General features: G+C 37.5%; 16 protein-coding genes, 2 tRNA genes and 2 other annotated features. Of the genes, 4 read left to right on the forward strand and 14 right to left on the reverse strand.

Annotation, left to right across the window (positions count from 1 at the left end; all coding sequences use genetic code 11):
* Nucleotides 1–108 precede the first annotated feature (108 nt).
* The gene (locus CFK40_RS01520) at nt 109–1398 is read left to right on the forward strand and encodes a glycoside hydrolase family 18 protein (RefSeq protein WP_089530345.1); all 1290 of its coding nucleotides are present in this window, start codon (nt 109–111) and stop codon (nt 1396–1398) included.
* A gap of 55 nt (nt 1399–1453) precedes the next feature.
* Here the strand turns inward: CFK40_RS01520 and CFK40_RS01525 are convergent, their stop codons facing one another.
* The 4 genes from CFK40_RS01525 to CFK40_RS01540 form a co-directional block, all read right to left on the reverse strand.
* On the reverse strand, nt 1454–1966 hold the full coding sequence (locus CFK40_RS01525; protein ID WP_089530346.1) for a type 1 glutamine amidotransferase domain-containing protein: 513 nt from the start codon (nt 1964–1966) through the stop codon (nt 1454–1456).
* Between the two features lie 147 nt (nt 1967–2113).
* Nucleotides 2114–3829, reverse strand: a complete 1716-nt coding sequence (gene acsA / locus CFK40_RS01530; RefSeq protein WP_089530347.1) for an acetate--CoA ligase — start codon at nt 3827–3829, stop codon at nt 2114–2116.
* Between the two features lie 466 nt (nt 3830–4295).
* Nucleotides 4296–4637, reverse strand: coding sequence for a YflT domain-containing protein (locus CFK40_RS01535; protein ID WP_089530348.1), 342 nt, complete (start codon nt 4635–4637; stop codon nt 4296–4298).
* Between the two features lie 114 nt (nt 4638–4751).
* Nucleotides 4752–4824, reverse strand: a tRNA-Arg gene (locus CFK40_RS01540).
* 181 nt (nt 4825–5005) lie between these two features.
* Here CFK40_RS01540 and CFK40_RS01545 point away from each other — a divergent pair.
* Nucleotides 5006–5653, forward strand: a complete 648-nt coding sequence (locus CFK40_RS01545; protein ID WP_089530349.1) for a deoxynucleoside kinase — start codon at nt 5006–5008, stop codon at nt 5651–5653.
* Nucleotides 5654–5666: 13 nt separating this feature from the next.
* Complete coding sequence (locus CFK40_RS01550; protein WP_089530350.1) at nt 5667–6350, forward strand: deoxynucleoside kinase; 684 nt, start codon at nt 5667–5669, stop codon at nt 6348–6350.
* Nucleotides 6351–6753: 403 nt separating this feature from the next.
* Here the strand turns inward: CFK40_RS01550 and proC are convergent, their stop codons facing one another.
* From proC to CFK40_RS01590, 8 genes are all read right to left on the reverse strand, one after another.
* Nucleotides 6754–7575 (reverse strand): pyrroline-5-carboxylate reductase, encoded by an 822-nt coding sequence (gene proC / locus CFK40_RS01555; RefSeq protein ID WP_089530351.1) that lies wholly within the window; start codon nt 7573–7575, stop codon nt 6754–6756.
* Between the two features lie 47 nt (nt 7576–7622).
* Nucleotides 7623–7839, reverse strand: a binding site (T-box leader).
* A 124-nt stretch (nt 7840–7963) separates the two neighbouring features.
* A tRNA-Ser gene (locus tag CFK40_RS01560) sits at nt 7964–8056 on the reverse strand.
* Between the two features lie 175 nt (nt 8057–8231).
* On the reverse strand, nt 8232–9506 hold the full coding sequence (gene serS / locus CFK40_RS01565; RefSeq protein WP_089530352.1) for a serine--tRNA ligase: 1275 nt from the start codon (nt 9504–9506) through the stop codon (nt 8232–8234).
* A 66-nt stretch (nt 9507–9572) separates the two neighbouring features.
* Nucleotides 9573–9791, reverse strand: a binding site (T-box leader).
* A 32-nt stretch (nt 9792–9823) separates the two neighbouring features.
* Nucleotides 9824–10414 carry a pyridoxal 5'-phosphate synthase glutaminase subunit PdxT gene (gene pdxT / locus CFK40_RS01570; RefSeq protein ID WP_089530353.1) on the reverse strand — a complete coding sequence of 197 codons (591 nt, stop codon included), beginning with the start codon at nt 10412–10414 and terminating at the stop codon, nt 9824–9826.
* A 15-nt stretch (nt 10415–10429) separates the two neighbouring features.
* Nucleotides 10430–11314: a pyridoxal 5'-phosphate synthase lyase subunit PdxS gene (pdxS, locus tag CFK40_RS01575; RefSeq protein ID WP_089530354.1), complete on the reverse strand. Its 885-nt coding sequence runs from the start codon at nt 11312–11314 to the stop codon at nt 10430–10432.
* Between the two features lie 62 nt (nt 11315–11376).
* Entirely contained in the window at nt 11377–12714 is a 1338-nt protein-coding gene (locus CFK40_RS01580) for a serine hydrolase (RefSeq protein WP_227001844.1), read from the reverse strand.
* Nucleotides 12715–12913: 199 nt separating this feature from the next.
* On the reverse strand, nt 12914–14383 hold the full coding sequence (gene guaB, locus CFK40_RS01585; protein ID WP_089530355.1) for an IMP dehydrogenase: 1470 nt from the start codon (nt 14381–14383) through the stop codon (nt 12914–12916).
* Nucleotides 14384–14599: 216 nt separating this feature from the next.
* The gene (locus CFK40_RS01590; RefSeq protein ID WP_089530356.1) at nt 14600–15814 is read right to left on the reverse strand and encodes a carboxylate--amine ligase; all 1215 of its coding nucleotides are present in this window, start codon (nt 15812–15814) and stop codon (nt 14600–14602) included.
* A 210-nt stretch (nt 15815–16024) separates the two neighbouring features.
* Between CFK40_RS01590 and CFK40_RS01595 the strand changes: the two genes are divergently transcribed.
* Nucleotides 16025–16975 (forward strand): YaaC family protein, encoded by a 951-nt coding sequence (locus tag CFK40_RS01595; protein WP_089530357.1) that lies wholly within the window; start codon nt 16025–16027, stop codon nt 16973–16975.
* Nucleotides 16976–17184: 209 nt separating this feature from the next.
* Here CFK40_RS01595 and CFK40_RS01600 read toward each other — a convergent pair whose 3' ends face one another.
* Together CFK40_RS01600 and gyrA are read right to left on the reverse strand one after the other, a co-directional pair.
* Complete coding sequence (locus CFK40_RS01600) at nt 17185–18129, reverse strand: HD-GYP domain-containing protein (protein WP_227001845.1); 945 nt, start codon at nt 18127–18129, stop codon at nt 17185–17187.
* Between the two features lie 258 nt (nt 18130–18387).
* On the reverse strand, nt 18388–20928 hold the full coding sequence (gene gyrA, locus CFK40_RS01605) for a DNA gyrase subunit A (RefSeq protein ID WP_089530358.1): 2541 nt from the start codon (nt 20926–20928) through the stop codon (nt 18388–18390).
* Nucleotides 20929–21006 lie beyond the last annotated feature (78 nt).

Raw genomic sequence — 21006 nt, forward strand, 5'->3', positions numbered from 1 at the left:
AAGCTGGACAGATAAACACAAAAACAACTTATACTTCCTGATATATTCATATATCGTAAATCCTTTTCATACCATGTTAATAGACATCGGTTAGAGGAGGGTTTATTTATGCAAATTCATGTAGTAAAACAAGGGGACACAATTTTTAATATAGCAAATACATATAACACGCCAATGGAAACCATTATTAATGCCAATGAATTAGATGCACCAGGTGCGCTAGTAGTCGGGCAAGCAATCGTGATACCTATTATTGGACAATTTTACTTTGTCCAAAGTGGGGAAAGTTTATCTTCCATCGCTCAGAAGTTTGGTATACCTTATCAAGAATTAGCACGAATCAATAATATTCCTGCTGGAAACACGCTGCCTGTTGGATTCCGATTATATATTCCACCTCAAGCCGAACCAAACATTGTTTCAAATGCATATATAGAACCATATGGAGATACAGTATCAGACACCCTAGAAACAGCCGCCAGAAAACAATCACCATTCCTTACTTATTTAGCACCATTTAGTTATACGGTTAATCGAGATGGTAGTCTAAATGCTCCCCCATTGAATAATTTCAAAACGATTGCAGAAAACAACGATACAACACTAATGCTTGCTGTAACAAATCTAGAAAATGGCGAATTCAGTGCAGAGCTTGGCCATATCATCTTGACGGTTCAAGCGGTACAAAACAATCTACTAGATAACATTGTTAATACGGCGACAACTGTTGGATTTTCGGATGTTCATTTTGATTTTGAATTTTTGCCACCTGAAGACCGGGAGGCATATAACAACTTTTTGCGAAAGGCAAAAGAACGTTTATCACAAGCTGGTTTACTCATGTCCACAGCACTTGCACCAAAAACAAGTGCGACACAAGAGGGCGCGTGGTACGAAGCGCATGATTACGCAGCACATGGTGAAATTGCAGATTTCGTTGTACTCATGACTTACGAATGGGGCTATAGCGGAGGTCCACCGCTTCCCGTTTCACCAATAAATAATGTGCGTGAAGTTGTTGACTTTGCATTATCGGTAATGCCTGCTGAGAAAATTTTACTGGGTCAAAACTTATATGGCTATGATTGGACACTTCCATACATGGAAGGTGGTGAAATAGCAGACGCTCTTAGCCCCCAGCAAGCAATTACTTTAGCACGAACAGAAAATGTAGCGATTGAATACGATCAAGAAGCACAAGCACCCTTCTTCACCTATTTTGATGCACAGGGAAGTAGACATGAAGTCTGGTTTGAGGACGCTAGATCTATTCAGGCAAAGTTTAACATGATAAAAGAGTTGAATTTACTAGGAATTAGTTACTGGAAGCTAGGATTAGCATTTCCACAAAACTGGTTGCTTTTGCAAGCGAACTTCAACATTGTAAAAAGAGGATGAGTGTAAATTAGAAAAGCCACACGAACAATTTGTTCGTGTGGCTTTACAATTATTTTTATTTCAACAAGTTTAACGATTCACGATTAAATGCTGGGATATCATCAGGCTGCCTGCTTGTTACTAATTGGTTGTCACAAACTACAACCTCTTCATCTTTTACCTTAGCACCTGCATAATCCATATCTACCTGAATGGATTTAAAACCTGTTGCCATTCTACCTTCTAATGTTTTTGCTGTAATTAACAACTGTGGTCCGTGACAGATTGCAAATACAGGCTTTTTCACATCCATAAAATGTTTTGCAAATGCTACAAATCGTTCATCTGCACGTAATTGATCTGGTGAAAATCCACCTGGAATGAATAATGCATCATAGTTATCTGGGTTAACATCATCAATGTTTTCCTCAATCGTAACCGATGCTTCTCCATTCTTACCAGTAACCTTTTTACCTTTTTCCTTTTCAATTGCTACTACCTCATGCCCAGCCTCTTTAAATGCTTTTACTGGGTCTGTATATTCCACATCTTCAAACATATCTGTTATAACACATGCTATTTTACTCATTATTTATCCGCTCCTTTTAAGTCGCTACATAGATTTGTTTTCCCGACTGTCTGGAAATAAAACATTATAATAATAGAGTTCGGTCAGAATAGAATGTGTGTTGATATAGTCAAAAGGGGCGCCAAGTTGGCACCCCTTTTTGACAATCTATTCTTCTAATGTCGATGTATCACCTGTTGGTAATCCTAATTCCCATGATTTCAACAATCGGCGCATAATCTTACCACTACGCGTTTTTGGGATGGTATCCTTAACTTCTAGTTCACGTGGTGCTGCGTGTGCACTTAAGCCTGTTTTGATGAACTGGCGAATTTCTTCAAGCAATTCATCTGACTCCGTATAACCATCATTCAATGTAATAAACGCTTTAATAATTTCGCCCCGCTCTGGATCTGGTTTACCGATGACGCCAGCTTCTGCTACTGCTGGATGCTCGATTAATTTACTTTCCACTTCAAATGGTCCTACACGTTCACCTGATGTATTAATCACATCATCTAAACGACCCTGGAACCAGAAGTAGCCGTCTTCATCTTTGTAAGCACTATCACCTGATACATACCATCCGTTAACAAAGTAACTTTCAAATTTACTTTCGTTATTCCAAATTTTGCGCATCATGGCAGGCCAGCCTTTTTTAATGGCAAGGTTACCCATTTGATTCGGTGGAAGCTCATTACCTTCATTATCTACAATTGATGCTTCTACTCCTGGAATTGGTTTACCCATTGAGCCTGGACGCAATTCCATAGATGGGAAATTCACAATTAGCATTGCACCTGTTTCAGTCATCCACCATGTGTCATGGATGCGCATATTAAATGCCTTCAATCCCCACGTAACAACCTCAGGATTTAGCGGCTCACCAACACTCATGATGTGACGCAATGATGAAAAGTCATGATCTTTCACTTTGGTCTCACCAGCACTCACTAATTTACGTAATGCTGTTGGCGCAGTATACCATACCGTCACATTATTTTTGTCAATCGTTCCATACCAATCATCTGGACTAAAACGTCCTCCACGCACCACATTTGTTGCACCTATTAACCATGGTGCAAAAATTCCGTAGCTAGTTCCAGTAACCCAGCCTGGATCCGCTGTACACCAATAAACATCATCTTCATTCAAATCTGCAACCCACTTACCTGTTGCATAATGCTGGATCATGGCGTTGTGCACATGGTAAACCCCCTTAGGCTTACCAGTTGAACCTGACGTATAATGAAGTAACATGCCATCCTCTAAATCAACCCACTCGATATCAAAGTCAGTTGATGCTTCCTTCATCTCCTCCGCATAATGAATATATTTATCAGAAGTTTTATCTGACTCACCAATTAGAACAATTTTTTCTAGATTAGGTAAATCTTCTTGTGGCACACGCCCTAACAACTCTGGAGTTGTAATAAGCATCTTCGCTTCACTATCTTTCAAACGATCACGAACAGCTTGCTCCATAAATGCTTCAAACAACGGTCCAGCAATGGCACCTGTTTTTAAAATACCAAAAAACGCTGCATAGAATTCAGGAGTTCGCGGTAGGAATAAAAAGACACGATCGCCTTTATTCACATCATATTTCTTCAATACATTCGCAAACTGATTACTTTTCTTTCGGATTTCATCAAAAGTCATTTTTTCTTCTCGATCTGGTGATGAATATAATAATGCTACTTTATCTTTTTTATCTGGATTATCTGCATGACGATCAATTGCCTCGTATGCAATATTCACTTTACCAGTTTCATTCCAGCTAAAATTCTTTTTTACCTCATCCCACGAGAATCCCGCGCGTACTTTGTCGTAGTTTTGTAGATTATAATTACCTTCTTGTGCAGGTATCCGCTGCATATCCATTCAATCACCCCATCATTAATTTTGAAATCGTTTACAAGCATGAAATTTAAAATAATAAAACTATTTAGGTAACTGTTTATAGTTTAGAACATAATTTCCAATTTTTAAAGTAATTCACACAAAAAATAAATAGCTAAAGTAAATAAGCTCCCCTTTTCTACTGAGTTGCCTACAAGTCACGTAAGCCTTCGGAAAAGATAAGCTGATTTCATGAGAAATACCATCCTATATTTTCAAATTTTCAGCAGCAATTAAGAAAAGCGCAAGCGCCTTGAAAGACACGACAAGCATAAGCAGAGCGGTGCAGTGTGGGTGCTTTGCTCGCGCGGAAGCGAACTGCTTATGTCCCCTAGTGTCTAGGCGCTGGAGCTAGACATATAATCGTCAAATACTTTCTTTGCTCTTGAAAAAAGCCTGTAGAAAAAGGCACACTTTCTCTACAAGCTTTTGGCTTACTTATAAGCCCTTAGAAACTGACTTTATCTTGATTTGTTACAACTAATAACGATTTACCTTTATCCAACTCTTCTTCTAGTTTTTCAGCCATGGATGCATCAAATCCAATTTCTTTCATTTTGGATCGTAATTTATCACCTTTGCTTCTAAAAACATTCTTTGTAGCAGTTCCAAATCCTGTTACCTTAACGCCCATCTTATTGGCATCTGTTTCTTTTCTGTTACGTCTATCATGATCATTATCATGAGCAAGAACAAATATGTCTTCCTCACGGATCCCATTATTTCTAAGCTTATCAATAGTTTCACTCAACTGGTCATCATCATGGAATATTTTATACTTCGGTTCCATTTAAAATTCCTCCTTTGTAACATTTATAATTTTAATTCCCTGTCACTATATAAATTAAACACAAAAAACACCATTCGTTAAAATGGTGTCATCCTGAATATAGATTTTAAAAAGTGCCCCCGGCAGGATTCGAACCTGCGACACATAGTTTAGGAAACTAATGCTCTATCCCCTGAGCTACGGGGGCGAAAAAGAAAGGTGCTATAGCTAAACGCCAAAAGTTCATTAATTTTTTAACAACCATTTTCTATTATACAAAACTCTTTACTAAATGGAAAGACTCATCTATCTATATGGATTAGAAATCTAGGTTATGCTAAAATATAATACATCTGTCGATCACATAGACATTGAATGGAGGAGTACATATGGCAGAGGTTCCGTTCATTGCCATCGAAGGACCTATTGGCATTGGAAAAACATCTTTAGCAAAAAAACTATCTGTCCATTTTGATTTTCATTTGTTAAAAGAAATTGTTGAAGAAAACCCATTTCTAGGCAAATTTTATGATGACATTGACGAGTGGAGTTTTCAAACGGAAATGTTTTTTTTATGCAATCGATTTAAACAATTAGAAGACATTGAAAAGAAATACCTAAATGAACATAAGGCGGTTGTCGCCGATTATCATATATCGAAAAACATGATTTTTTCAAAACGTACTTTACAACAAGATAAATTTAAAAAATATGAGCAGATCTATCATATCTTGACTAAGGATATGCCCGTACCGAACATGATGATTTATTTACATGCAAGCCTTGATACTGTTTTAGCACGGATTAAACAACGCGGGCGGGAAATTGAGCAAAACATCAAGCATTCCTATCTTGCACAGCTAGCAAGTGATTATGAGGATTATATGAATCACTTTGAGACATTACATCCTGACATCCCAGTCATCCGAATCAATGGCGATGAAAAGGATTTTGTGAAGCAGCAAAAGGACTTAAATACGATCATCAAGCAAGTTGAGAGCCATTTAAACAATCAAAAAGCAATAGTGAAACAATAAAGGGGAAAAAGACATGAATTTACGTGAGAAATACCATATTCCAAACGATAGTATCATTACTATTGCTGGAACGGTAGGTGTAGGGAAGTCCACCATGACAAATGCACTAGCAAATGCATTACAGTTTAAAACATCCTTTGAAAAAGTTGAAGCTAATCCATATTTAGAAAACTTTTATGCAGACTTTGAGCGTTGGAGCTTCCATCTTCAGATTTATTTCCTAGCAGAACGATTCAAAGAACAAAAGAAAATATTTGAATATGGCGGTGGATTCATCCAAGACCGTTCAATTTATGAAGATACAGGTATTTTTGCAAAAATGCATTATGAAAATGGAACAATGTCAAAAATTGATTACGAAACATATACAAATCTTTTTGAAGCGATGGTGATGACGCCATACTTCCCACATCCGGATCTATTGATTTATTTGGAAGGGACACTTGATGAAGTATTGGGTCGTATCAAAGTTCGCGGTCGTCAAATGGAAAAGAATACACCATTAAGCTATTGGGAAGAAATGTATACCAGATATGAAAATTGGATTAATAACTTTAACTCCTGCCCTATCTTACGGATTAAAATTTCAGATTATGATCTAATGAAAAAAGAAGACTCCGTCGAACCCATTCTCGAAAAAATCGGCCATTTTATTCAACAATCACGTAAATGGAAAACGAGGGAGCTTATAAGGTAATTCTTAATGAGGAGTAATCCATCTCAGTGAAAATGTACTCTACGGAAAAGGAACCTACAAAGGGGTCCGCTCTATAGGGTACATTTCTTTTTAATTTCAATATCATCTGCTCCTGATAAAAACCTCAAAATAAATACATCGCTAAATAAATGACAAACGTTACTGTAAAGTATTACATCTAAAAAGACAAGGCTGATATAACCCATTTGAGGACTCCATTCCAATAAATTAATAATTATTGCCAAAATCAATAAGTAATACTTATATTAACTGTCTGCCGTATTCAATTTATTGGAGGATTCCTGCAACATCACACCCGAATCCCTAAATAAAGGCCATACGTTGCTAAAAACAGATAGGGAAGATACCAAATGGATTGCAGATTTATTTCAAACATGACGAACTACCTCTTATTACCTTCCCCAAGTTCAATCGAGCGATCACGTGCACTTTTCACACCCTCGATGACGGCTTCTTGAAAATTTAACTCGTCTAATGTTTTAAGCCCAGCCTGCGTTGTACCATTTGGGCTCGTGATTTTTTTCCGTAAAACTTCTGCAGGTTCACCGGAACGCTTAAGCATTTCCCCAGCACCAATAATGGTTTGCATAATTAACGACTTTGCTACCTCTTTGTCGAGTCCAGATTTAACAGCCACTTCTTCCATCGCCTCTGCCAAATAATAGATATATGCTGGACCACTTCCGGAGAGTCCTGTTACCGTGTGCATATCCTTTTCCTCAATGACTGTTGTTGTGCCGACAGTACCAAAAAGGGACAAAATCGCATTTAATTGTTCATCTGATACCTTATTATCTCTGGCTATAGCCGTTGCAGAAAATCCGATTGATGCGGATGTGTTCGGCATCGCACGAACTACTGGTACATCGCGACCAACAATAGAAGAGATATAATCAATCGAAACACCTGCCAACACAGAAACAATCACTTGATTTGGTTTGATGTGCATCTTCATCGCTTCAACAGCAGCCATTAAATCATGAGGTTTCATGGATAAAACAACAATATCCGCACCAGTAATCGCTGCTTCTTTATCTGTTGTACACTGTACGTGATAACGATTTTTTAATCGTTCTAACCGATCTTTGTTATCTTTATTCGTAACGAAAATCTGATCAGGATGTAGGTTTTTTTCCTTTACAATTCCAGCAATTATTGACTCTGCCATTGACCCAGCGCCAACAAATGATATTTTCCTTAACATGGATTTTCCTCCTTTTCAAATTAAAAAAACCTCAGGTCTGTCCTTATAAAAAGGACGGATTGAGGTTTATATCCGCGGTACCACCTTAATTGACTTAAATTAAATGTCCACTTTCCATTGATAACGCAGAATTAGCTGCGGTTAGCTTTTATCTAACGACTCACAGGTAGGTTCAATAATGCTAACACGATGGAATCTTTCAGCCGGTGAATTCCACTCTCTCACGCATAGACAATCATTTACTAGCCTATTCATTGTTTTTATAGTTATATTAGTTTCACAATAATATACTTCTTGAACTACTAATTGTCAAGTTTCATTAAATAAAATAAAACCGCTACAAATAGTAACGGTTTGGTGTATTTTTAATTTATGTTTATTTAATAAATGGAGGAGGTAGAGGGATTCGAACCCCCGCGCGGTTTGACCCGCCTGTCGGTTTTCAAGACCGATCCCTTCAGCCGAACTTGGGTATACCTCCGTAATCGACAAGTAATAATATAACACGGGAATATTATGTTGTCAATTAGATGGGAATATTTTTTTCTTTTTTGTACTTTTTTGCCAGATCATACTACTAATTAGCGATAAAACCCCGTTATTCATGGATACGAAAGTAAGAAGGTGAATCTATACAAAACCTAGGTTTTGCATAGTTATTTTATAACTTCTTTCCCACCCATATAAGGTCGTAACACTTCAGGCACCACTACAGAGCCATCTTCTTGTTGATAATTCTCTAAAATAGCTGCAACAGTACGGCCAATTGCGAGTCCAGATCCATTTAACGTATGAACAAATTCTGGTTTGCCCTTTTCTTCTCGTCTAAAGCGAATACCAGCACGTCTCGCTTGGAAATCTTCAAAATTAGAGCAAGAAGAAATCTCGCGATAGGTATCTTGGCTTGGGATCCATACCTCGATATCGTATTTCTTAGCAGCTGTAAAACCTAAGTCTGCCGTACACATGCTCATGACACGATAGGGTAATTGCAACAGCTGTAAAACCTTTTCTGCATCTCCAGTTAATTCTTCTAACACGTCATAAGAATCTTCTGGTTTTACAAAATGGACAAGCTCTACTTTATTAAATTGATGCTGACGAATTAACCCGCGTGTATCTCTTCCAGCAGATCCCGCTTCAGAACGAAAAGATGCGCTGTACGCCACATATTTTTTTGGTAAATCATCAATTCGTAAAATATCATCTCGATGATAATTAGTTACTGGTACCTCTGCTGTCGGTATTAAAAAATAATCCCAATCCTCAAGCTTGAAAGCGTCCTCCTCAAACTTCGGCAGCTGACCAGTACCTGTCATGCTTGTACGGTTTACCATATACGGCGGAAGCATTTCCACGTAACCATGCTCGTCTGCATGTAAATCCATCATAAAGTTTAGTAGTGCCCGCTCTAAACGCGCCCCAAGCCCTTTATAAAAAACAAAACGACTTCCAGTAACCTTTCCAGCACGTTCAAAGTCTAAAATATCTAGGTTAGTTGCAATATCCCAGTGCGGTTGTACTTCATACGTAAAGTTTGGAACGTCACCCCATGTACGTGCTAACACATTGTCATCTTCGTCTTCTCCAATAGGTACACTCTCATGTGGCAGATTTGGAATAGACAACAGCATCGTTTCCAATCTTTCTTCAATATCATTTAATTCTGTATCGAGAACTTTAATCTGATTGCCAACCTCGCGCATTTCTTTAATAGCTGGTTCAGCATCTTTTTTCTCTTTTTTCAAAACAGAGATTTGTTTAGATGCCTCGTTGCGTTTTGCTTTTAATGCTTCCGTTTCAGCAATAAGCTCTCTGCGTCTTGCATCAAGTTCTTCAAACTTATCTAATTCAGAAAGATCTTCTCCGCGATGAGTAAGCTTCTCTTTAACCTCTTTAAAATTGTTACGTAAATACTTCATGTCTAACATAATTTGTTCCTCCTTCATAACTTAAGAATTTTTTATAAAACAAAAAAAACTCCCGCCCCTAATAAAAATAGGGACGAGAGTATACCCGCGATACCACCCAGATTGAAGAAATGAATTCTTCCGGCTCAAAAAATGTTAACGGTTTTTAACCGGGTTTACCTACTTAAGCGCTAGTTCAGCAAACCAGTTTAAGGATGGATTCACAGATAACTAACATCGATTCGCACCAGCCATCGATTCTCTTTAGAAAGTTTCACTGTTACTATTTCCTTGCGTTACTGTTTAAATGATTATGATACATCATACATAACTTCTCATTAAGATGCAAGTGTTTTTCTAGACTCTTCCACCATCTTAACAAAATATTCTACAAAACGATTGTCATCGGTTAGCTCTGGATGAAAAGCAGTACATAGGTAATGACCTTGTTTGGCTGCAACAATTCGGTCCTGATAGGTTGCCAAAACTTCAACTTCCGCTCCAGCTTTTACTATATATGGTGCCCGAATAAATACAGCATTAAAATCATCAGCCACATTTTCAATCGCAAGTTTTTGTTCAAAGCTTGCAACCTGGCGTCCGAAGGCATTACGTGCAACCTTCATATTCATCAAACCTAAATGACCAGTCTCCTGACCTTCTATTTCTGTCGCCATTAGAATCAGTCCAGCACATGTGCCGAATATTGGCTTACCTTTTCCACCAAATTCTCTAAGTGCTGTAAAAAAACCATAGCTATTAATTAAACGACGCATCGTTGTACTTTCTCCACCAGGAAAAATAAGTCCATCGATATCTTCTAGTTGTTCTGTACGTTTTATTTCAACTGCTTTTGCACCTGATTCTTCAACTGAACGAATATGTTCGCGAACTGCACCTTGAAGTGCAAGTACACCAATTGTTGTCATGCCTTTTCCTTCTTTCTATTCGCTACGGTCTTGCATACGATCGTGTGCTTCTAGTGTACTCATTTCAATACCTTTCATAGCAGTACCAAGACCCTTAGAAAGTTCAGCAATTAGCTTATAATCCGTATAATGAGTTGTTGCTTCTACAATTGCTTTTGCAAATTTTGCAGGGTTATCTGATTTAAAGATACCTGATCCAACAAATACACCATCTGCACCTAAATGCATCATTAATGCAGCATCAGCAGGAGTAGCAACTCCACCTGCAGCAAAGTTAACTACTGGAAGACGACCTTCTTCGCGAATTTGTAGTAATATCTCATATGGAGCACCAATATTTTTAGCAAATGTCATGATTTCATCCTTTGACATTGCTGATAATTGACGAATTTCTGATTGAATTTGGCGCATATGACGAACCGCTTCGACAATGTTTCCTGTTCCTGGCTCACCTTTTGTACGAAGCATAGAAGCACCTTCACCAATTCGACGTGCAGCTTCGCCTAGATTACGACACCCACAGACAAATGGAACTGTATAATCTGATTTATTTAAATGGAAAACGTCATCTGCTGGTGTTAACACTTCACTCTCGTCAATATAATCGACACCCATTGCTTCTAAAACTCGTGCTTCGACAATATGACCAATACGTCCTTTTGCCATTACAGGAATTGAAACAGCGTTCATTACCTGTTCCGTGATTCCAGGCTCAGCCATACGAGCTACTCCTCCTGCAGCACGGATATCTGATGGAACACGTTCTAAAGCCATTACAGCAACTGCTCCTGATTCTTCAGCAATTTTAGCTTGTTCAGCGTTCACAACATCCATGATCACGCCGCCTTTTTGCATTTCTGCCATTCCACGTTTAACACGTTCTGTTCCTGTATTTGTCATTCGTAATTCCTCCTGTATGTCTTAATCTTTTTCTGAATCTTTAGCCTAGATTATTATACTACTTAAAACCAACCTTTAACAGTCTCAACGGCTGTAGAAAATAGGTCACTGAAAAATCCGCCTATTGAGCCCATGATTAGCATGAACCAATTGTCTTTTTCTACAGATTCCTGTGCTACTATATCCACAGTCTTATTCGTTTCAACGTTAAAAATATAGCCGTAATCATTTTCACCTTCATAAATTAACTCTGCACTACCAACCTTTTCACCTTTTTCGATAGGTGCAGATAATTCACCAGCTTTATTTAGCTTATCTTTATCTAATGTATATTTCATGGTGTATTTCTCTTCTTGTCCCTGTTGCACGGGAAGTTTAATTGCCTTATCTGTTGCAACTTCAACTGTACCTTTTTGTCCTTTAGATACTGGTAATGAAGATTGTCCATCTAATTGATATCCCTTAGCAAATAATTCTTTTGTTTCAAAGTTATCAAATCCAAAGTCTAATAGTTTAGCGGTTTCCTCAAAACGCTTAGCTTTACTGTCTGTTTTCATCACAACTGAAATAAGCCGTTGTCCGTCGCGCTCAGCTGTTCCTGTAAAACAATATCCGGCTATGTCTGTATTACCAGTTTTAAGACCATCTACGCCTTTATAGGTGAATTCCTTTAAGAAAGTCGCATCATGCGGCAGCATCCAGTTCAAATTTTCAACTGTATACCCTTCAAACTCTAACTTAGTTTGACTGGATACCTCCAAAACTTGTGGATGATCATTAATAAGATTATATGCTAATAATGCTGCAGACCTAGCAGATAATAAATTATTCGCATCGGGGTCTGTCCCCTCTGGAACGTTTTCAGCTAAAAAGGAATTAGGTAACCCAGTAGAGTTCACAAATTTATAATCAGGAAGTCCCATTTCTTCTGCGGTTTTATTCATCAATTTCACGAATTCACCCTCAGAACCTGAGATGAGTTCTGCAAGTGCAATTGTCGTACCATTATCAGAGATAATAGCCATTGAATCGTATAATTCTTTTACCGTATATTCTTTATCTTGACGTAAGCCAATTCCAGAGAGGTTTGGATTAGCGGATATACTATATGCATAGTCACTAATTGTGGTTGTTGTATCCCAGCTGATTTCACCACTTTCAATTGCTTCCCATACAAGGTATTCGGTCATCATTTTAGTCATACTAGCTGGTGGAAGTGCCATATCAGCGTTTTTGGCAAATAAAACTTTACCTGTTTCTGCATCAACTAAAATTGCTGATTCCGCTTCAAGATCGACTGTCTCCGCTGCCTTTGTTGTCATAGGTTGTACAAATACCGTTGTCATCATTACAAGTACTACAAGAAATAATGACAAATTTCTCTTTACATTGTGTTTCACTTTCTCTCTACCTCCACCTTAGTAAAATCGGGACTTAACGCCAACATTATATTGGAAAATCCTCTACCTGCAAAATTGTTTGTATCTTTGATATTTTACCACAAAAAGGTGCAAAAAAATAGACGGGGAATATTCCCTATCTATTTCTTTTCACTAGGTTAATTTACCCATATTACGACATTTTCATGGAATTTGTAACCTAAACTGAATAATTTGGCGCCTCTTTTGTAATTTGAACGTCGTGTGGATGACTTTCGCGTAATCCAGCATTGGTAATGCGAATAAATCGTGCATCATTTCGTAATGAAGTAATGGTGGCTGTTCCACAATACCCCATTCCTGCACGTAATCCGCCGATCAATTGATGAACAGTATCTGCAAGTAGACCTTTATAGGCAACTCGCCCTTCAATACCTTCTGGCACTAGTTTTTTTGCTTCTGATGATTCCTGAAAATAGCGATCTTTAGAGCCTGCTTTCATCGCGCCAACAGATCCCATTCCACGATAAACTTTATATTGTCTGCCTTGGAAAATCTCCGTCTCCCCTGGACTTTCTGAAACACCGGCAAACATACTACCAAGCATGACAGCGTGAGCACCTGCTGCAAGGGCCTTTACAACATCACCTGAGTATTTAATTCCACCATCTGCTATTACGGGAACACCATATTCAGACGCTGCCATTGCACAATCATTGACAGCAGTAATTTGGGGAACACCAACACCTGCTACTACTCTAGTCGTACAAATAGAGCCTGGGCCAATTCCAACCTTTACAATGGATACGCCAGCTTCTATCAGTTCTTTGGTAGCTTCTGCGGTCGCTACATTCCCTGCAATAATATCTAAATCTGGATACGCTTCTCTTACACGCTTAACTTGTTCAAGCACACCCTTAGAATGGCCATGTGCTGTATCAATCACAACCACATCAACACCACTATTTACCAGATGATCGATCCTTCTCATGGCATCAACAGTTACACCAACAGCCGCACCAACCAACAATCTTCCTTGTCCATCTTTAGCTGCGTTTGGAAATTCAATTACCTTTTCTATATCTTTTATCGTAATAAGTCCTTTTAATACACCATTATCGTCAACGAGTGGTAATTTTTCAATTTTATACTGTTGAAGAATATTTTCCGCTTCGTCAAGTGTAGTTCCAACTGGTGCTGTCACTAGATTTTCACTTGTCATTACTTCATGAATTAAAATAGAGTAATTCTGAATAAAACGTAAGTCACGGTTCGTTAAGATACCTACAAGTTTTTGCTCTTCTTGATTATTTACAATTGGAACACCAGAGATGCGGAATTTCCCCATTAAATGTTCAGCATCAAAAACTTGATGTTCAGGGGTTAAAAAGAAAGGATTCGTAATTACGCCACTTTCCGAACGTTTTACACGATCAACCAGCTCTGCCTGATCTTCAATCGACATATTTTTATGAATAACACCAAATCCACCCTGACGTGCCATAGCTATTGCCATTTCCGCTTCTGTCACAGTATCCATACCTGCACTGATAAACGGGGCATTTAGCTTTAATCTTTCTGAGAGTATAGTTTTTACTTCTACATCTTTTGGAAGAACTTCTGACTTTGCTGGCAACAACAAGACATCATCAAACGTTAATCCTTCTTTGACAAATTTATCCTCGCGCATCTTCATCCTCCTAATTGTAATTTTTTGGCATATATGCGTGCTTTTTGGCTATAAGGTTACACTAATTGTTACTTAGAATACGGTATCGAAAACTCTTTTTCAACAGGTTTTTATGAAAGTTTAAAAAGAAAATGCATTCTAAATATTGTAACTACTTCTTGATAGGATTAACCTATCTACGTGGATAAACATTGATTGTCAGAATGTGTTCTTTTATTACCATTTATTATTTTTATATTTACGATAATAATTTATCTGACGGACAAATAAATACAATTTACGCTTCAAATGATGATCGTTTTTATAAAATAATGGATTACCCCATTTTTTTTGTTTAATTAAACGGTTAACATCTTGTAAAACATCCTGATTTTCGACAAAATTACGTAACACAATTTTAGGAACAACGGTAAACAAATAATCTTTATTCAAAAAGGTTAGTTCTTTTTCCTTGTTATAGATTCCATCGTCTACAAGATATTCTGCCATATTATGTCCAAGTGCTGTGACATAATAACTGGATCTTCCCTGCCTGATATTCACTTCAAACACTTTGAACTTGCCATCACGCGTATCATATTTTATATCGAAGTTTGCAAACCCAACATACCCTACTGATTCCAAGAAATGTTGTAACTTCTCCATCATTTCCTTGTTATAACGTGTAATCAATGCTGTGTAATTACCGATAGCCGTAGCTGTATGTTCTTGTAATACAACTTGCGCAAATGTGACAAGCTGTGTCTTACCAGAAGAATTGACATATAATACAGAATCCCACATATATGTATCATCTCCGGGGATATAGTCTTGAATAATAAGTTCTTCTTGATAACCACTTGCAGTAATCTTGTTTACAACTTCCTGGAATGCCTCATCCGATTCGACTTTATATACCTTTTGTTGACCTTCAAACTTGTTATTATAATACGCAATACCATTGCTGGGTTTTATAATAACTGGATAGGTAAGCTGTTCATTGAATGATAGTGATCCACTGCAATCATAAAAATAAGTTTCTGGTGTTTCAATTCCGTATTCTTTGCAAAATTTATAGAAATTCGACTTTGTTTGCAGTTTGTTCATTAAGGATTCGTTGATATAATTGAATACATAATCCTCTTTTAGAACTGCAGCGTTTTCTATAATCAAACGTACATATGCATCATTTGTGCCTACTAAAAGAAGTTTTTTATTCGAAGGTTTTAGATTAGTTGCTACTTGTTTTAGTATTGAAACAAACTTTTCAGGATTCGACAATGTTGGATATATTTCAATTCTTTCAATTACCGAACTCAAATTTGTGAATGCCATTTGTTGTTTGCCTATTAAAATTGGCTTAATGCCATATGCTTCATGAAAAGAAATAGCCATATTATAAGCATTTATATCTGTCCCTATGATAACTGGGATAAACGGTAGATTTTTCATTATATCCTCCTATAATCAACCAATAAATTCTAATAACTATACCACTTAGAACGTGATTGTAAGCATTTTACAATTTACTTTACTATATTATATACCTGTTGTAAATCAAAGCACTACTCTGAATAGAGGTACAATAAAGCATTAAATATGCGTACTTTTATTAATTTGGGAAACACTATCAAATAAATCTTTTTTGGGAGGGGGAAACGTATGATAAAACAGGATATTTCAACCTTTTATACCTCATTACAAAACCTCCAATCTAGTCAAATTTACTTGAGGAATTGTTATGCAAATCTTGTCGAAATAGACGCCGACGCCAAAAGTTACGAAAATAGTGGGACATTTATGTATTACCTTGAGCAGGGTCAGCTGTTTTTTAGAGAGGGAGAAAAGGGAGATGTTCGTCTTAAACCGCTATTATACTTTTATGGAATGTGTCATACCTTAAAAACATGCTTACTAACAAATCGACCGAACTACCCAGAATCAACCTCTATTTTAGCACACGGAGTATCAGCTAGAAAAAGAAAGAAAAAAGACTACACCTTTACTCATGATGAGGTGAAAATCCAACAAAATGGACTATTCAGCTATGCGTGTAGCCATCTATTTTCGTTGAAAACTCCTCCCTTTACAAAGGTTAAAATGGATTTCTTGCTATATTTAATTCCTGAAATGAACGACTTTTTTGCACTTAACAACAAGGAAAAAAGTATCTCTATTGGAAGGATTGACTCTACTATTTTACGCTTTCCTGCGTCCATTCTTGATAACTACCATGTGACGGAACGAGCATTTATTCAGCGAATTAGTCCGTATCTTCCAACCATCAAAAAATCAGAAATAGTTAGTCAACAGATTGTCGTGCTACTGGAAAAGCCTATTCAACAATTGAGAGGACCATTCAAGTGCCATTTGAATAAACAAGAGATTTACTTCCCAACCGATCGCACTTATTTTGTTTCCATACCAGAAATACTGGTTCACTATTTATTGTTATATAATTTGAGTATGATCAGTCGCTATGAAACGGAGTATTGGGGCGAGCTTTTTGCTACAAAGTACGATCTGGATTATTCTATTATTGTCCATTATTTAACCGTTGTGGTAGATAAGATAGAAGCTTTATTGGGGGAATGGTTACAAAGAAAAGGTTAGCGGTTGTTCTAGACAATACACTACAGTTATGCAAGTAGAAAGACTTTCTTATCATTAAGAAGGTCTTTCTACTACTATTTCGTCAATAAAAATTGCTGGATTGTTTTTAAGTGATAAGATCTCGTTTGATTGATCAAACTGTACTATTGGGCGGGTAGGGTACTTTTCATCAACGAAGACAATCTCACCAGTCCTACCGATGGATAACTTTACCTTTTTCCAATTGAAAAATTGGTTAGGCTTTTACTAAATGTATCAACAACTTGATGAGAAAAGTGCGTATATTTATCACGAATAAGCTCTTCCATTACTTTAAATGGTGACTGTTTTGACTGGTATAACCGTTCGCATGTCATGGCATGGTATATATCACTAACAGCAAGAATTCTCGAATAGGCGTGAATTTTATCTTTTTTTACACCTAGTGGATAACCGCTTCCATCCATTCGTTCATGATGCTGTAAAATTGCTAGCTTAACGATTTGTGTGATTGTTGGAATCTGCTCAATCATTCGATACGAATATGTAGGGTGCTTTTTCATTTCATCGATCTCTATTGCTGATAATCCCTCTGTCTTATTTAAAATAGTTGGTGAAATTTTTGCCATTCCACAGTCACTTAAAAAACCAGCTAACCCTATTTGAATAGACTCACCGCTAGGATAACCCATCTTTTTACTCAAATACATTGCCAACAAACCAACCCCAACACAATGATGATACATATAATCCTTTTTGGTGTTGTATTGGTGCAATGTGAAAATATCTACATTATCCTGATCAATTCGTTTGAATAATGGAATAACAAGTTTTCGTACGGTTGGCATGTCTACCTTAATGTTATTTTGCCAGGCGGTAAAAAGCTTTTTATAGTTTTGAACAACATAATGGTAGTGCTCATCAAAAGCAAGGTTACTACTATCATTCGTTTGTTTTACCTGCTTCTTTTCCTGTTGGATAGCTTTCGGTTGAAATGTTGTTCCATCTGAAAGCTTAGACCCCACATCTACAAAAGCAATTAGAAACTTTTCCACGATCGTAATATGTTCCTCGGTAAGGACGGTATTTCTTGAAATAATAGCCCGATTAGATTTACCCTTTACATCGTTTAACAACATACAGCCTGGAACTAACTGTGATGGTTCAACACGCATGCCATCCTCTCCTTTTAAGAAAAGCGCAAGCGCCTTGAAAGACACGACAAGCATAAGCAGAGCGGTGCAGTGTGGGTGCTTTGCTCGCACGGAGGCGAACTGCTTATGTCTCGAGTGTCTAGGCGCTGGAGCTAGACAGATAATCGCCAAAATTTTATACTTTCTTTGCTTTTAAAAAAAAGACGACTCAAAGAGAATATTATTTTTCATTTCTCTGCTAAGTCGCCTTTTGAGTGCTTCTTTATCCTGTTGTTTTAGTTATTCATCTTGTTTATCATTGTCATCTTCTATTGTTGCCTGGTCGTCTATTTCGTCTGTTACCTCAGATGAATCAGCGTCAACTTCTTCTTCGCTAATTTCTTCTTCATCTTCAGGCTCAACCTTAGCAACTGTTGCAACCTCTTCATTTTCTTGCAAACGAATTAAGCCTACGCCACGTGTATTACGTCCTGATTGGGAAATACCAGCAACAGGAATTCGAATTAGCACGCCCGCTACCGTTATGAGCATAATATCTTCTTCGCCTGTAACAGCCTTCACTGTAACGACTTGTCCAGTATCCTCGTTCAATTTACATGTAAAGATACCTTTACCACCACGTTTGGTAATTCGATATTGATCTTCAGGTGTGCGTTTTCCGACCCCTTTATTTGTAACATGCAAAATCTGTAGTCCCTCGTCCAAGATTTCCATAGAAACAACCTTGTCATCCCCACGTAAGGATATACCACGTACGCCTGCTGCAGTACGGCCCATGGAACGAATTTGATCTTCAGGGAAACGAATTAAATAACCATTCTGTGTTGCAATCATAATGTCCTTCGTTCCATCCGTTAAACGAACAGAGATAAGCTCATCATCTTCCCGTAGGTTAACTGCGATTAATCCACCTTTTCTGATGTGTGCAAATTGCGATAAGGTTGTTCGCTTAGAAACACCATTCCTTGTCGTGAAGAATAGGAACCAGTCCTCTGCAAACTCATTAACTGTGATAACAGCATTAATCGATTCATCTTTTTCAATTTGTAATAGATTAATGACTGGAATCCCTTTAGCAGTTCGACTAAACTCAGGAATCTCATATCCTTTTGCACGGTACACTTTACCCTTATTTGTAAAGAATAATACGGTATCGTGTGTTGAAGTAGACACTAAATGTTCGACAAAATCATCATCGTTGGTACCCATACCTTGAATACCGCGACCATTTCGTTTTTGAGTACGATACGTAGATGCTGGTAATCGCTTAATATACCCTTGGTGGGTAAGCGTGATTACGATATTTTCTTCAGGGATTAAATCTTCATCTTCAAAGAAGTCCATGCCACCAACCATAATTTCGGTTCGACGTGGGTCACTAAAGCGTTCTTTAATCTCTGTTAATTCTTCACGGATAATTTCTAATACCTTTTCTTCATTCGCTAGAATTGCTTTTAACTCATCAATTAATTGAATAAGCTCATTGTACTCATTTTCAATTTTTTCTCTTTCTAAACCTGTTAAGCGTTGCAAACGCATGTCTAAAATAGCTTGTGCCTGCTTTTCAGAAAGTCCAAAACGCTCCATTAATGCATCACGCGCAATATCACCAGTTTTAGAGCTACGGATTAACGCAATCACTTCATCTAAATGATCTAATGCAATTCGTAAACCTTCAAGGATATGTGCACGGGCTTCTGCTTTTCTCAATTCAAAGGCAGTTCGACGCTTAATAATTACCTTCTGGTGGTCCAAATAATGTACCAGACATTGTTTAATATTTAAAACTTTTGGATGTCCGTCAACTAAAGCCAACATATTGATTCCAAAAGTAGTTTGCAAGGAGGTGTATTTGTATAAATTGTTTAATACAACATTCGCGTTCACATCACGGCGTAATTCCATAACAACACGAAGTCCATTACGATCCGATTCATCACGCAGATCTGTAATACCTTCGATTCGTTTATCACGAACATGATCTGCAATTTTTTCAATTAGTTTTGCCTTGTTCACTTGATATGGAAGCTCATTAACAATAATTGTTGATTTACCGTTTTTTTGTTCTTCGATACGTACCTTTGCTCGAATCGTAATAGAGCCTTTTCCTGTTTCAAATGCTTTTCTAATCCCACTACGACCAAGGATTTGACCAGCAGTTGGGAAATCTGGTCCATATATATGGTTTTCCATTAATTCATCAATGGAAACTTCAGGATTTCTACTGATAGCTAATACGGCATCAATTGTTTCCCCTAAGTTATGTGGCGGAATATTGGTTGCCATACCAACAGCTATTCCTGATGTACCATTCACGATTAAGTTAGGGAAGCGTGATGGAAACACGACTGGTTCGCGCTCTGAACCATCATAGTTATCTCTATAATCAATCGTATCTTTATTTATATCTCGCAATAGTTCCATTGAAATTTTTGACATACGCGCTTCTGTATAACGCATAGCTGCAGCAGAATCACCATCGACTGAACCAAAGTTACCATGACCATCAACAAGCATATAACGATAGCTAAAGTCTTGCGCCATACGTACCATCGTTTCATAAACAGCAGAATCACCATGTGGGTGATACTTACCGATTACTTCACCAACAATACGTGCTGACTTTTTATGTGCCTTATCCGAATGCATACCCAAATCATTCATTGCGTATAAAATTCTACGATGAACTGGTTTTAGTCCATCACGAACATCTGGCAATGCCCGTGAGACAATTACACTCATTGCATAATCAAGAAATGATGTACGCATTTCTTGACTAATATTTATTTCTTGAACATTTGAACGTTCCTGATCCGCCATTTTGTTGTTACCTCCTCGTCACTAAAAACCTGTGACAACACTGAAAATCACTATTTTAAAACCAAACGCCAAAAACCA

Origin of the sequence: Virgibacillus necropolis (genome assembly GCF_002224365.1) — a bacterium.
GTDB classification, from domain to species: Bacteria; Bacillota; Bacilli; order Bacillales; family Amphibacillaceae; genus Virgibacillus_F; species Virgibacillus_F necropolis.

What these genes read in the sequence shown, in the direction of transcription:
- CFK40_RS01535 (WP_089530348.1), bottom strand. Translation starts at nt 4,637, where the DNA reads ATGGAACCGAAGTATAAAATATTCCATGATGATGACCAGTTGAGTGAA.
- CFK40_RS01525 (WP_089530346.1), bottom strand. Translation starts at nt 1,966, where the DNA reads ATGAGTAAAATAGCATGTGTTATAACAGATATGTTTGAAGATGTGGAA.
- CFK40_RS01520 (WP_089530345.1), top strand. Translation starts at nt 109, where the DNA reads ATGCAAATTCATGTAGTAAAACAAGGGGACACAATTTTTAATATAGCA.
- CFK40_RS01600 (WP_227001845.1), bottom strand. Translation starts at nt 18,129, where the DNA reads ATGCGTGTTGAACCATCACAGTTAGTTCCAGGCTGTATGTTGTTAAAC.
- CFK40_RS01550 (WP_089530350.1), top strand. Translation starts at nt 5,667, where the DNA reads ATGAATTTACGTGAGAAATACCATATTCCAAACGATAGTATCATTACT.
- acsA (WP_089530347.1), bottom strand. Translation starts at nt 3,829, where the DNA reads ATGGATATGCAGCGGATACCTGCACAAGAAGGTAATTATAATCTACAA.
- pdxT (WP_089530353.1), bottom strand. Translation starts at nt 10,414, where the DNA reads ATGACAACAATTGGTGTACTTGCACTTCAAGGTGCAGTTCGCGAACAT.
- proC (WP_089530351.1), bottom strand. Translation starts at nt 7,575, where the DNA reads ATGTTAAGGAAAATATCATTTGTTGGCGCTGGGTCAATGGCAGAGTCA.
- CFK40_RS01590 (WP_089530356.1), bottom strand. Translation starts at nt 15,814, where the DNA reads ATGAAAAATCTACCGTTTATCCCAGTTATCATAGGGACAGATATAAAT.
- CFK40_RS01545 (WP_089530349.1), top strand. Translation starts at nt 5,006, where the DNA reads ATGGCAGAGGTTCCGTTCATTGCCATCGAAGGACCTATTGGCATTGGA.
- serS (WP_089530352.1), bottom strand. Translation starts at nt 9,506, where the DNA reads ATGTTAGACATGAAGTATTTACGTAACAATTTTAAAGAGGTTAAAGAG.
- pdxS (WP_089530354.1), bottom strand. Translation starts at nt 11,314, where the DNA reads ATGACAAATACAGGAACAGAACGTGTTAAACGTGGAATGGCAGAAATG.
- guaB (WP_089530355.1), bottom strand. Translation starts at nt 14,383, where the DNA reads ATGCGCGAGGATAAATTTGTCAAAGAAGGATTAACGTTTGATGATGTC.
- CFK40_RS01595 (WP_089530357.1), top strand. Translation starts at nt 16,025, where the DNA reads ATGATAAAACAGGATATTTCAACCTTTTATACCTCATTACAAAACCTC.
- gyrA (WP_089530358.1), bottom strand. Translation starts at nt 20,928, where the DNA reads ATGGCGGATCAGGAACGTTCAAATGTTCAAGAAATAAATATTAGTCAA.